This is a genomic window from Lentibacillus amyloliquefaciens (assembly GCF_001307805.1).
Taxonomy (GTDB): domain Bacteria; phylum Bacillota; class Bacilli; order Bacillales; family Amphibacillaceae; genus Lentibacillus; species Lentibacillus amyloliquefaciens.
The window spans coordinates 1,547,449-1,562,022 of the sequence record NZ_CP013862.1 but is presented as its reverse complement, the minus strand read 5'-3'; the positions used below and the strand labels follow the sequence as shown (position 1 = coordinate 1,562,022).

General features: G+C 39.0%; 4 protein-coding genes and 2 pseudogenes. 5 read left to right on the top strand and 1 reads right to left on the bottom strand.

Going from position 1 to position 14,574, the window contains the following annotated elements; genetic code table 11:
- Positions 1 to 87: 87 nt before the first annotated feature.
- Positions 88 to 5,898, bottom strand: a complete 5,811-nt coding sequence (locus AOX59_RS07835; protein WP_068444235.1) for a DUF3320 domain-containing protein — start codon at positions 5,896 to 5,898, stop codon at positions 88 to 90.
- 339 nt (positions 5,899 to 6,237) lie between these two features.
- Here AOX59_RS07835 and hsdR point away from each other — a divergent pair.
- From hsdR to AOX59_RS07810, 5 genes and pseudogenes are all read left to right on the top strand, one after another.
- A pseudogene (gene hsdR / locus AOX59_RS07830) lies at positions 6,238 to 9,470 on the top strand (type I restriction-modification system endonuclease).
- Positions 9,470 to 10,894: a class I SAM-dependent DNA methyltransferase gene (locus AOX59_RS07825; protein ID WP_068444232.1), complete on the top strand. Its 1,425-nt coding sequence runs from the start codon at positions 9,470 to 9,472 to the stop codon at positions 10,892 to 10,894. The pseudogene hsdR and the gene AOX59_RS07825 overlap by 1 nt, the downstream one beginning before the upstream one ends.
- Positions 10,887 to 12,269 carry a restriction endonuclease subunit S gene (locus AOX59_RS07820; RefSeq protein WP_068444229.1) on the top strand — a complete coding sequence of 461 codons (1,383 nt, stop codon included), beginning with the start codon at positions 10,887 to 10,889 and terminating at the stop codon, positions 12,267 to 12,269. Before AOX59_RS07825 ends, AOX59_RS07820 begins: the two co-directional genes overlap by 8 nt.
- A 162-nt stretch (positions 12,270 to 12,431) precedes the next feature.
- Positions 12,432 to 13,411: pseudogene (locus AOX59_RS07815) on the top strand (restriction endonuclease).
- A 76-nt stretch (positions 13,412 to 13,487) separates the two neighbouring features.
- A complete protein-coding gene (locus tag AOX59_RS07810) occupies positions 13,488 to 14,567 on the top strand; it encodes a hypothetical protein (RefSeq protein ID WP_169792866.1) in 1,080 nt (359 codons plus the stop codon).
- The last annotated feature ends 7 nt before the right edge of the window (positions 14,568 to 14,574 follow it).

Below are 14,574 nucleotides of genomic sequence, written 5' to 3'. Positions count from 1 at the left end.
ATAGCGAAACAGACCAAATAAGGGGTCAGACCCCTATCTCGTAAAAAAGGAGTCTTAAATACCATGTTTAAGACCCCTGTTCATAGATTAACTTTTAATTTCTAAATTACCCTCATCGTCTTCTGAGATGAAACCTCGTTCAATATTGAGATCTATAGCTTCTTGGACATATTTTTCCATATTACTGCTGGTTCGATTAAAGCCCAGCTGTTTTGATATTCGACGTACTAAATCAGCTTTAGGTAATCGAAACGCTGTTTTCATAATGTTACGTACACCATTAGCATACTCTATCTTACTAATATCCTGGACGGCTCTGCGAGAATGTTTTTTAACTCTGAATTCAGAATATGCTTTATAGTGTTCTTCATCTTTCCAAAGGAATTTTCCTTTTTCTTCAGTTGTTTCATAAATCTTCAAAGCCTTAATTGAATCAAGGATCACAGCTTCCAGCTTCGTGCCACTTCTGTTAAAACCCCACGAAGTTATAATTGTTTTTGTCAATTGAGAGAAGCTTACAGGTGCTTCCTGATCAACGATATGCATGATTTGTTCCCGGATTTTTGGTTTGCCTTCAAAAGTGTAAAAGAGATCATTTGGCATCGTAACATCTTCCAGGAAGGCTGGTTCGTAAATCTGATCCTCGTTTTCTTCTTCTGGGATAATAAGGCTGCTTATCTTTTCATGAATATTTCTTTCCTTGTTTTTAATTGCCTCGGTTGCTGCTTTTTTATCTTGTTTCGACTGACTCTCTATTTCTTCCAGTTGCGTTAATATATTTTTCATTTGTTTCTCTTCGTTGTGCCACCATTCAATGGACCAGACTTTTATAATATGCCACCCTAATCTGCTCAGCATAAGATCACCCTGTTTATTCCGGTCGCGTGTCGTGGTACGGTTCGCATATCGATGCCCGTCTAATTGAATGGCTGCAAGGTATTGTCCTTCAGTATTTTTGTCAACAACTGCCAGGTCAACTTTGAATTCACTACTGCCGACATTTATTTCTGTCTGATAACCCTTTTCCTGTAGTGCCTGTTGTATTTTGGGGATGATGGTAATAGAATTGTCATCCGTTTTTTTATTTTGATCTTCGTATGACAATGGTACAGCCCCGCCTTTTTTGGCAAAGTCCATAAATGCTCTTAAGCTATGAACCCCTTCTGCATTGGTTCGGGATAAATTGATTCGGTCCGGTTCCATTGACGCGAAGATCATCATTTCCTTCTTTGCCCGGGAAATGGCTACATTCAAACGACGCCAGCCACCATCTCGATTTAACGGTCCGAAGTTAAATGTCATATGGCCTGTTTCGTCAGGAGCATATCCAACACTAAAGAGGATGATATCACGCTCATCGCCTTGAACGTTTTCCAAGTTTTTGACGAAGACAGGTTCTTGAACTTCATCTGTAAAATATTTTTCAAGGGTGGCATTTTCTTTTAGGCGATTGTCAATTAAATCTTCAATTAATGTTTGTTGGACCTGATTGAATGTAACAACCCCGATACTTTCATGCTGCTTCGCGGGATTACTCAGTCTCGAAAATATTTCATCGACAACTGCTTCAGCTTCAATTTTATTATGTTTCGATTTCCCGCGGTCATAAATACCTTCAACATTTCTGAATGATACTCTTGAATTAATATCATCTACCGATGGGAAAGTAACTAAATTGTTTTCATAAAAATGGTTATTGGAAAAGGAAATGAGACTTTCATGCTCACTTCGATAATGCCATCTTAAATGTTTTTGTGGCATCCGTATCGCTAAACAGTCATCCAGAACGCTTTCTAAATCTTGCATATCAAAATCTTCCTCAGTTTGCTGTGCACTAAAGAAACTTGTAGGCGGCAGCTGTTTAGGATCCCCTACAACCACAACATTTTTTCCTCTTCCCATTGCGCCTATCGCTTCACTTGTCGGTAGTTGGGAAGCTTCGTCAAAAATAACTAAATCAAACTTTGGAAATGACGGATCTAGATATTGAGCCACAGACAATGGGCTCATTAGCATACACGGTTTAATTTTGGGCAGCAAATTTTGAATTCGATCAAATAGTTGGCGAATCGCAATGCCTCTTCCTTTACTTTTGATTGCTTTCAATAAAATCCCGGGTTCGGAACTTTGGATGACGTTATTCATCAGGTTTGGTACACGAGCCATCAATTTAACGTACACCTCAAGCTTTGTCAGGTCGCTAATTTCATCGTCAAGTTCATAAAACTTATCAATTTTGTTCTCGAAGCTGGCTTTCGAAAACGAAGATAGCTGTTCACTTCTGGATATCTCTTCGTCAATTCGTATGCGATATAACCCATATAAAAAGGCAGGCATAAGCTCATGGTAATTTAGATAACCTGATTGATACGGCTCCGTTACATGGCTTAAACCGGATGATTCTGCTTCTTGAATGACCTGTGCCAGATGGCAGTTATCTTTGAGCTGTCGTAATGCATTGATTAAGCGGTCAGCTTTATCATTTATGAAGTTTGCCCAATCGTGCTGGTCGGGCTCGTGTAAATTATCAGTGGCCAGCTCATTTTCAACTACTTCCAAGTGTTTCATAATATCTTCGAATCCAGCCGTAAAGGATTCCATTTGTTTTTTTAAGCTGGAAGTTGTTAAGGCTTGTTTATGATCTTGCACTGCTTGAGCAAAATCTGCTGAAAATTGTTGTGACTGCTTATATTCAGCAATATTTATCTGGACAGAAGTCATCCATTCTACCGCACGTTCAATTTCCTGCCAATCACCTGCTGTGTCATGCCATAAATCAGGGAAATAGTCTTTCATTTGCTGATCGTTCTGCTCCAGGAATTCCTGCTTTTTCTGTATAGATTTGATGTCGTTAATAATGGTCTCCAGCTCATCAGAATCAATGCTATCTTTGGTTTTAAGGTATTTCTTCAGTTCTTTTTTAATTTTGCCTTGCCCAAGCATTTTCTTGAAAAACCAGCTGTTTTCAGCAAGTCTTAATTCCTGGAGAAGCGATTCAGTATCCATTTTTAAGATTGATTTATCAAAACGTTCTTCCACTTTATTCGTTTCATGGTCACGCTGTTTTCCATGATTTGTGACTTCCAGAATTTCTAACTTAATGGTATTGAAGTTTTTTTCACTCATAAGATTTAAATTTGCTTGTGGTATACCGCGCAGATAAGGAATAACCTTATGAAGGAATGCATACCAATGATAGTCTTTCTCGTTACTCGCTAATCCAAAGTCTGTAAAAGAATTGTCCAATTGAAGCAGCTTTGAAACATTAGGTTCAATACTTGATAACGCTTCTTTGACAGTGTCTTCAAGCTTTAACGAGTAGTTCGTCTGTCTTATGCCAATCCATGGATTATCTGTCACTTTTCCACAGGTTTTTCCGGCCACAGTAATATTCTCGATCAGTTGCTTTGAACGGTTAAAAGTGACCTCATCCATATCTGCAACTTGCTTTCTGTCAAATTTAATCGTGTAAGTTGGTGCATTTACTCCGGAATAAGCTTCTATCATCTCAAAAATACTTTGGCCGAGCGTTGTTTGTTTATGCAAGTCATTGACATATTGATTTAATTCTTTCTTGAGTGTTTTTATTTCTTCAAACTTGGTGCTCCAATCTGTACCCTTTGTCTTATTTTGAGCATTAAAAGATGCTTCCAGCTGAGCAAGGATATCTTTTTTCTGCCCTTTGTTGGAGTGTACCTCCAGGGAAAAATCTCCTAAACCAATCTCGGACAGTCGCTTTTGAACAACATTTAACGCAGCCATTTTTTCTGCAACAAAAAGAACTGTTTTTCCTGTTGCAAGTGCATGTGAAATCATGTTTGTGATCGTTTGTGATTTACCTGAGCCAGGCGGTCCATGCAGTACAAAACTGTTGTCTTCACCAGTTGCCAAAATGGCTTCTGTCTGGGTGCTGTCCGAACTCAACGGAGCGTACATGGCAGTTTCTTCATCTTTTTCTGTTGTCAAAGGCTCGGTCATCGAATCATTTAATTCGCCTACATAGTTTCCTTCCATTAAGCTCTCTACTACTTTATTTTCCTTTAACTCGTCGGCATGATTGACAAGATCATTCCACATAATAAATTTTGAAAAAGAAAATACACCAATACTGGCGTTCTCATGGACGTCCCAATTTTTCATTGACATAATGATTCGGCGCATCATCGTTAATACTTTTTTCACGTCAGCCCCATGCTCGTCTCTTGGGACATCGTATAATCTTGAGGCATCAATGCCGAAATTTTGTCTTAAGTATTCGATAAGAGATATGTTTATCTGTATTTCTTCATCACGTGCCCGTATATAATAACCCTTTTTGGCGGATAATCGAACTAAATCCACCGGCAATAATAAAATCGGCGCGAAACGTTCTTGTTTATAAGATTTTGGTTCAAACCATTTTAAAAACCCGAGTGCTATAAATAACGAATTTGCCCCTGATTCTTCCAGTGTATTTCGTGCTTTTCGGTAAAGCTTGACAAGTTCTTTCTCCAGCTTTGAATCAGTCAAGGTGGAGCGCAATCTATTATTCTGCATATCTTCAGTGAGTATTCGGGTATTCAGGAGCTCCTTTTGATCCTTAAAATCACGGACTCTATTTCGAAGTTCGCTTGGCAAAGGCTCAATGAAGACTTTCTTTCCCATAGATAATGTATCTTCAATCTGAGCAAGATCTGAGGTAACTACAGGGATTCCCTGTGTTATGCGGTAATTTAATAAATTATTGCGCATACTCATATCAATCAACTTGTTTTGCCAATAGGTAACTTTACTTTCATGCTGATTTAGCTCATCTATTGGGCTCTCACTTTCAGGTATAACCTCTACTTTTTCAAAGGCGAAGTTATCATTAATTTTAATGGGCTCATCCGGCTGGGCAGATGCCTGAATCCTATCACCACTGCCAGTCTTAAGGGAAATAGGTTTAATTTGACCAATACGGCTTCTGTGTATGTCCACAAAAAAACGAAAATAATCCGGTTTGTTCAAAGTGTTTTCTGCTGTTTTAACGGCACTGTTGAATGTAGTATTATTGTTTGTTAAAAAAGTTGACTCCACAACAATTATATCGTTAATGCCGCTTGCGATATTTTTGGTCAATAGACTTTTGTCGTCCTGGAAACTTTCTGGAGCCGAATACTCTGTCAGCCAAAAAGCTGGGAATGCATGATCTTGGAAGAAAACGATAATAGGGTAAATGCCTATCGCTTCTGCACAAGCAGTGTATAATAATGCTAAATCAAGGCAAGTTGCCAATTTCTGCTCTTTAATCATATCTGGGAAGCGCGTTTTTTGTCCTTCCGATTCAAAGCTTGCGGGCGGATTAGCATAGGCAATATCATAGGATTGTATAGCAGAATAAATGGCGGAAAGTTGGGCTATTACACGATTAGGATCTCCGCTTTGATAGCCATCCATTGCATTCGACCCGGTGTTTTTCTCCATGATTTTAGATGCCTGTTTAATAATTTCCATGACAAAAGGACGGTTAGGTGTAACAAAACTTGAAATGATTTCTGGAAGAACAGAGGAACCCGGCCATGAATCAAAGGATAAAACATCTATAGGCAAATGCTTTTTATAGAGCTCGTCTGATTCAGACTTAACTTTTATTTCGAGAAAGCCGTTTATGCTTTCGTCTAGGTTACTCAGGAAGTCGGATGATAATTGAATATCCGGTCGAAATTCGACACTCTCCTCTGGGTCTAACACCTCTAGGTTGATTGTTTTGGGTTCGGAAAATGAGGGATTTGAAGTAATTTCAATGTTAAGATTCGTTAGTTTGTCAGGACTTTCGTTGCTGATGGACAGAAACTTAACAACTGGTACATGGTTTTGCTGTAAGGCGAAGCTTACCTTTTCATCGTATTCATAATCACATGTGACAACTGGCTCCACAATTTTACCCCCTGCATATTATTTTGAGTCATATTAGGTAATATTTACTACCATTATAACAATTATTGTCTATGATTGTTATATGAATAGAAGAATAATGCAGAAGGTTGGCGAATTTTTTAATTTACTCATTTTAGTAATTAGTCTGCTTTACTATACAATACTTCGATCAAGAAATTAATTAGTGTCTGTAAAAATATTAAGCACCGTTTAAGCGGTAAAACTGCTTATGGTTGAATGGGGGGAAGATACATTATTATTGTTATCATTTTCCCAATGTAATCTCCTTCCAAATGTACTATAATAATAGTAGGAAAGTACCTTTTATGAGGTGAGTGTATGGAGAATAGCAACTTTTCATTTTTAAAGGAGCATTGGCCGTTGCTTGGAAACCTCGGTGAAACGGCTGAACGGAATGTTTATCAGGATCCGAACACGACGCTTATCAAGCTCAGACTATTTGGTGAGACGGTAACCAAGTTCATTTACGCACTGGAAGAGCTGAATGAGCCGTATGAGCTTAAACAAGTTGACCGGTTAAACGAGTTGAGTCGGGAAGAACTTTTAAACAATGAATTATATGAAATATTAAACATGATTCGCCGTAAAGGGAATAAAGCAGTTCATGAAGGATATGGCACACCTGAAGAAGCCTCAAGATTATTACATATGTCCTTCCAGCTGAGTGTCTGGTTCATGCAGGTATATGGCGAGTGGGATTTTGAAGCGCCCGCTTATATAGAACCTGAAACAATGCAGAGTAACCAGCGGGAGACGGATCAGCTTGAATCGGTTTATAAAGAAAAAGCAGAGCAGTTGCAGGAAGAGCTGGACAAGCTACGCAAGCAGCAGCTCTACAAGTCCGAACAGGAAAAAGCCCAGCGCAAGGCCAACGCGAAACAGTTCGGCAGCATTGTTAACTTGGGTGAAGCGGAGACCCGTTTAATTATTGATGAAAAATTGAGTCATGCCGGGTGGGAAGCCGATACGGACAATCTCCGTTTTGGTAACGGGACACGTCCGGAAAAAAATCGCAATATGGCAATTGCTGAGTGGCCGCTTGGAACAGGCTATGCTGATTATGCATTGTTCGTTGGCTTGGAATTAATCGGTCTTGTGGAAGCGAAGAAAGCGAGTAAAGATATTCCTGCCGATATTGAACAGGCAAAAATATATGCAAAACAAGTTACGCAACATGGGGATGAAATCATTCATGAGCCCTGGGAGATTATCAGGTACCGTTTTTATTTGCGACAAATGGCCGGGAATACTTGCAGCAAATTGAGCAAAAATCCGGTATTTGGTTTCTTGATGCGCGCAAGTCCACAAACCACCCGCGTCCATTAAAAGGCTGGTATTCCCCTGAGGGTTTGACAGATCTTCTGAAAAAAGATATCGATAAAGCTGCAGCGGATCTTGAGGATGAAAATATGGACTATTTAGGTCTGCGCGGCTATCAGAATGAAGCTATCCGTGCAGTTGAAAACGCATTGTCAAACGATCAGCGTGAAATCCTGATAGCGATGGCGACCGGTACAGGGAAAACGCGTATGGCGATTGGATTGATTTACCGATTAGTCAAGGCGGATCGTTTTAAACGCATTTTATTTCTTGTTGACCGTACAGCCCTTGGAGAACAGGCTGAAGCCGCTTTTAAAGATTCAAAGCTGGAAAACTACCAGTCATTCACCCAGATCTACAACTTACAATCACTGCAAGAGAAACAGGCCAACCCGGAAACGAAAGTGCATATCGCTACCGTTCAGGGTATGGTGAAGCGGCTGTTTTATAACGAATCGGACGAAGACGTGCCGACGATCGATCAATACGACTGTATTGTTGTTGATGAGGCGCATCGTGGGTATACGCTGGATAAGGAAATGAGCGATGTGGAATTCCTTTTCCGGGATCACCGTGATTATGTCAGCAAATATCGTAAAGTTCTCGATTATTTTGATGCGGTCCGGATTGGTCTGACTGCCACCCCTGCTCTGCATACAGTTGATATCTTTGGTGACCCGGTATTTAACTATTCTTACCGTGAGGCTGTTGTTGATGGTTATTTGATCGACCATGAGCCACCGTATCAGTTTGAAACAGCATTGAAGCAGCAAGGGATTAACTGGCAAGTTGGTGAAGAAGTTGCGGTATACGATAGCGCTACGGGCAGTGTGGAGAAAGAGCGACTGGAAGATGAAGTGAACATTGAAGTGACCCAGTTTAATAAGCTTGTCATTACGGAAAACTTCAATAAAGTCATTATAAACGAATTGACAAACTATATTCATCCTGACCAGGAAGGCAAGACGCTAATCTTTGCCGCGACGGATGATCATGCTGATATGGTTGTACGCCTTCTGAAACAAGCGCTAACTGAAAAATATGGCGAGATAGAGGATAATCTGGTCGCAAAAATTACTGGCTCGATAAAAGATCCTCTCGGGGCCATTAAACATTATAAAAATGAACGCCTGCCACAAATTGCTGTCACCGTTGATTTGCTGACAACTGGAATTGATGTACCGCGTATATCAAATCTGGTGTTTCTAAGAAGAGTGCGCTCACGTATTTTGTATGAGCAAATGTTAGGCCGGGCCACAAGACGAAGTGATGACATTGGTAAGGACCACTTTAATATTTTTGATGCGGTTGGTCTGTATGAGACGTTAAAGCCCTATACTGACATGAAACCCGTTGTTCAAAAGCCTAAAGTGACACTTGGTCAGTTAACGGAAGAGTATGAACAGCTTGATAATACCGACCACCTCAAGAAGCAAAAAGAGGAAATCATTGCTAAAATCCAACGGAAAAAGCAAAAATGGAATGATAAAACGCGTGAAGATTTTCAGGCACTGTCTGGCGGCAAGTCCGTCGATGACTTTTTGGACGATTTGAAAAAATCTGGTCATGAGCAAGTGTCGGATACATTCAAACAACAGCCGTCTCTTGTCTCATTTATTGATGAAAATCATGCCAAAGCACCGAGACAATATATTTCCGATCATGAAGATGAACTTATCTCTGTTAATCGTGGCTACGGAAAAGCCGATAAACCTGAAGACTATTTGGAAGGATTCAACCAATATATTCAGGAGAACTTGAACCAGATTCCTGCATTGAAAATTATCTGCACCCGGCCAAAAGATTTAACGCGCGAGGATTTAAGACAGCTAAGGATTTCACTTGATCAGAATGGATACAACGAGAAAAATTTGCAGGCAGCTTGGCGTGATGCGAAAAATGAAGACATTGCCGCAGATATCATCAGTTTCATACGTAAACAGGCATTAGGCGACCCGCTAATTAGTCATGAAGAACGTATTCGCAACGCCATGAAAAAAATCTACCAAATGAAAGTATGGCCGCCAGCACAGAAAGATTGGCTCCAAAAAATTGAAAAACAGTTGCTTAAAGAAAGCATTCTCGATCCGAATCCGGAAAAAGCATTTAATTTCGAGCCATTTAAAAGCAGTGGCGGTTATAAACGGCTTAACAAAATTTTTGATGGACAACTGGACGACATTGTCAAAGAAATTAATGAAGCATTATATGATGAAAGGGAAGAAGCTTAGTGGGAAATCAGGAAATCGTACAAAAACTATGGAATCTATGTAATGTGCTGCGTGACGATGGGATCACCTATCATCAGTACGTTACTGAATTAACTTATATACTGTTCTTAAAAATGATGAAAGAGAAAGACAATGAAGCAGACATACCGGAACAGTACCGCTGGGATTCATTGACGAACAAGCATGGCGTGGAATTGCACAAACACTACCGGCAGCTCTTGTTGGACTTGGGTGAAGTCGACAGTGAGATTGTAAAACAGATTTATACCAATGCCACAACGAATATTGATGAGCCAAAGAATCTTGAAAAAATCATCCGATCCATTGATGACCTTGACTGGTACAGCGCCAGAGAAGAAGGGCTTGGTGATTTGTATGAAGGGCTGCTGGAGAAAAACGCCAGTGAAACCAAATCAGGTGCCGGACAGTACTTCACACCACGTCCGCTGATCGATGTCATCGTTAGACTAATCGATCCACAACCGGGTGAGCGGTTGAATGACCCTGCCGCCGGTACGTTCGGGTTCATGATTGCCGGCGATACACATATCAAATCAAAAACTGACGATCATTTTGATTTGAGCCAGAAAGAAGCGGAGTTTCAACGTTATGAAGCCTTTACCGGTGCCGAACTTGTTAAAGATACCCATCGTCTGGCATTAATGAATGCCCTGCTGCATAATATGCGCGGCGAAATTAAACTTGGCGATACGCTATCTGAAATGGGTTCAACTATGAAAAACTTTGATGTTGTCATGACGAATCCGCCCTTTGGCACGAAAAAAGGCGGTGAGCGCCCGACACGTGATGACCTGACATTTGAAACCACAAACAAACAATTGAACTTCCTGCAGCATATTTATCGTTCATTGAAAGCAAATGGTGAAGCACGAGCAGCAGTTGTGTTACCGGATAACGTTCTGTTTGAAAGCGGGACGGGTGCGCAAATCCGTGCTGATTTAATGGATAAATGCAACCTGCACACAATCCTGCGCCTGCCAACAGGAATTTTCTATGCGCAAGGTGTCAAGACCAATGTGCTGTTCTTTAACCGCGGGAAAAAGGACAAAGACAATACAAACGATGTCTGGGTTTATGACATGCGCACCAATATGCCAAGCTTCGGGAAACGCACACCATTAACGGAAAAACACTTTGATGATTTTGTAAAAGCATATCAAGCCGAAGACCGGTCTAAAGTTGACGATGAACGCTGGAATCATTTTACTCGTGATGATATCCGGAAGAAAGATGACAGCCTTGATATCGGTTTGATCGCCGATGAATCTTTGACCATGTATGAAAATCTCCCAGACCCGATCGAATCAGCAGAAGATGCTGTGGAAAAACTGCAAAAAGCTACCAGCCTGTTGAATGATGTCATCGATGAACTGAAAGCAGTGGAGGCAGGTAAAGATGAGTAAGAAGCAAAATAAGACAGTTGAGGAGTTACTGGATGAGGCGCTGGTGTCGGAAGAGGAGCAGCCTTATGAAGTGCCGGAGAATTGGATTTGGGTGAGTGTTGGCACACTTAACAATATAGTGACTGGTTCGACTCCCTCTAAAAAGAAGAAGGAATACTATGGTGGAAATTTTCCTTTTATAAAACCGACAGAACTTGACGATGAAAAAAATGCAAAGGGGGCATCTGAGTATCTAACTAATGAGGGTAAAGAAGCTTCTAAAGTAATTCCCTCTGAGTCTACTTTGATTTGTTGCATTGGATCTATTGGTAAGGCTGCCTTTAATAATTTTGAATGTAGTACCAACCAACAAATTAATTCTCTTGTACCGAGAAAAAAAATAATCAATCCGCTTTTTAATTATTATCAAGCGATAACACCTTATTTTCAAAGTGAACTAAACAATCGGTCCTATGCCACTACTGTTTCTATTATTAATAAATCAAAGATGTCTTTGGTACCTATTCCTTTACCACCATTAAGTGAACAAAAACGTATTGCTAACAAAGTTGAAAGATTGTTAGATAATGTTGATAAAGCAAAACAATTAATTGAAGAAGCAAAGGGAACATTTGAACTGCGACGTGCTGCGATTATAAAAAAGGGATTTAAAGGAGAATTGACTGCTCAAAATCAAAATAATAATTATGTTAATCAATCGATTATTTCACAACCCTTTGTTGGAAATACTCTTCCTCCGGGTTGGACTTGGAAACCTCTATCCGATTTGGTAGATGAAGTAAAAGAAAAATATGATCCTCAAGCAAATGATATTAAGCCATATATTGGATTAGAACATTTATCAAAAGGTGGGGGTATAATTACTACTTCAAATTCGGAAGGTATTAAAAGTGCGAAAAAAGCATTTAAAGACGGCGATTTATTATATGGCCGATTACGCCCTTATTTAAATAAACACGCCATTGTATCTTTTGATGGAATTTGTTCCACTGATATTTTGGTGTTAAGACCTAATGGAGAAATGGAGAATGAACTACTTAATTATTATATTGGGTTACCAGAGGTAGTAAAGTATTCAAGTGAGAATTCTAGTGGAGTAAATCTCCCGAGAGTATCGTCAAAAGAGCTTCTTAAGTTAATTGTTCCAGTTCCGCCAAAAGAAGAACAGTTAATTCTAAAAAAAATTTTAGAAAGGATGCTTAATAATTTAACAGTTGCAGAAAAAACAACAAATATCATTGAAAAAATAGATAAAATAAAACATTCTATTCTCTCCAAAGCCTTTCGTGGTGAACTCGGGACGCATGACCCGACAGAGGAAAATGCTATGGATTTATTAAAAGAAGTTCTTACAGAAGACCAACCAAATAAATAACAACACATGGAAAGGCATCTATAGTTATTTGGATGTCTTTTGTTTAAGGGCAATAAGGAATGTATTCTGTGCACTATCTTGAATTCCAAAGTGTATTGGACTAATCCAAGCATTCAACTTCAAGTAGGCATTTATAATTTAAGCATAGTGAGGGGATTAATATTGAAAAGATGGTGGATGATACGTGCCGGTGATAATAATGAACTGATCCCTGTTTGGAAAGAACATGGGATTGCGTCGATTGGATGGCCTCAGTTAGGAGACTCTAAACAATTTCAATCAAAGGATGAATTGATTGAAAAAGCTGCTGAAGTTTATGCGGAAAGCAAACCGAAGTCCAGAAAAGCTGGGTCAATCAAGTGTGGCGTTTCAGTAGAGAAATTAAAAAAGGAGATAAGATCTTTACCTATTTCAAAGAAACACGAGAATATTTGATCGGAACTGTTACGGCAGAACATTTTTATGACAAATCCTATGGCGATCCAGCGTATCCAAATACGATAAAAGTAGACTGGAATGAAACGAAGGTTGCGCGAGATGCATTGTCGCAGGCTGCCAAAAACAGTCTGGGTTCGACCTTGACAGTCTTTCGCGTGGATAATTGGGGAAGTGAGATCGAAAAGTTAATGAATTATCCACATGCAGAACCCGAAGAAACGGATGATGCAGAAGAGAGCGATCTAATAGAAGACTTGGCTAATAAGGCTTTAGTGATGGTTCAGGATAAAGTGGACAAACTCGATCCATGGCAAATGCAAGAATTGGTTGGCGGTCTTTTAATAGCAATGGACTACAATGCCCAAGTAAGCCCTAAAGGCCCGGATGGCGGTGTTGATGTATTAGCGTTCAAAGATGCTTTTGGATTTGAAAAACCGATTATAAAAGTACAGGTAAAACATCGAAAGTCGTCATCATCAGCACCGGATATTCAGCAGTTATTAGGGGCAAACCCTATGGACGCCAATAGCTTATTTGTTTCTACAGGCGGCTTCACTTCACAAGCTAAGAAAGTAGCTGGGCATAATTCAGTCAGATTAGTAGATTTAGAAGAACTGGTAAACCTGGTTGTGAAATGGTATGATCATATGCCGAATGATGTAAGGGCATTGTTGCCATTGCAGAAGATGTACATACCTGAGTAATAAAAGATATAGTGAAAATGAGTCTTCTTATAACTCGGTCACTTTAAAGGGGAGGATTACTATGTATTTGCCTATTATGAAAAATCGAAATGAGGAAATGAAAGTTATTAGTGACATGAATCATTTTTTTGGTGAGTCGATGATTCCTCTTATTGAAATAATTAGAGAGGAATATGATATTAAACATAAAGTCGATGATAAAACAGGTGAATATATATACGAAAAAAAGCCTGGGAACAAAAGGAGAAGTAAAATAAAATTACAACCCACAGAAGATGACATAATTACTTTGGAAAAGATTCAAGAAAGACTCAGCGGAAAAAAAGGATTTATTGATTTCTTTAGATTTAGTGAAGGTGAATATGCTAACAAAGACTTCAAAGGAATCGAATTATCATTCAAATTGAGTAGGGATTATAATTATTATACGCAAAGAATGATGCAAATAGGAAATTTTAGCAATCTATTTCCTGTAATTTCTATTAAAAAAGGTTTTATAATAAGTGAGCATGATTTGATAAATTTAGTAAACGAACTTAGAAAGGATAACTCTTCAATAGCCATTAGAATAACAGACTCTTATTTAGAGGGCTATATTGCATTATTAGAGGAGCATTTAACGGAAAGGGATTTTATCATGTTGGATATTCGAAATCAACATGTTGATTCTAAGTTTATAGAATTAGAAGATTTCCAAGAGTTAGAAACAGATGCATATAAAATTATACTTAATTCTCCTAGATCAAGAAATTACAAAAACGGAGACTATGAAAATCTAGAATTCACAAAAAAAATTGACAATAAAGTTGCAATAGAGTATATTGACTACGATTTTGATGGCTTTGGTGATTTTGGTGGACTAAAAGACGATTTACCATCTGAATCTGGTGGTAATGGAAAAGGGGCAGCATTAGGGTTAATATATTTAAAAGAAAAAAATGCTTTTTATTCAATAGTGAACTATGATACAAATATGGGGATGCAAGGGTATGAAAATGTTAGAAGTGAAGTACTCAAGAGGTTAGGTCTTCTTGATAGTGATAATGACTGTGTAACTATTAAAAGAATTAAAAATATGGAAGAAACGTTTGGCAATTGGGCTACATGGAATAATCTAACATTAACTAGGTATATTCATCAGCAAGCAACGAAATAGTATACCT

Bases quoted from the DNA above. Each gene is read 5' to 3' on its own strand.
- AOX59_RS07820 (WP_068444229.1), top strand. From the start codon at position 10,887: ATGAGTAAGAAGCAAAATAAGACAGTTGAGGAGTTACTGGATGAGGCG.
- AOX59_RS07810 (WP_169792866.1), top strand. From the start codon at position 13,488: ATGAAAAATCGAAATGAGGAAATGAAAGTTATTAGTGACATGAATCAT.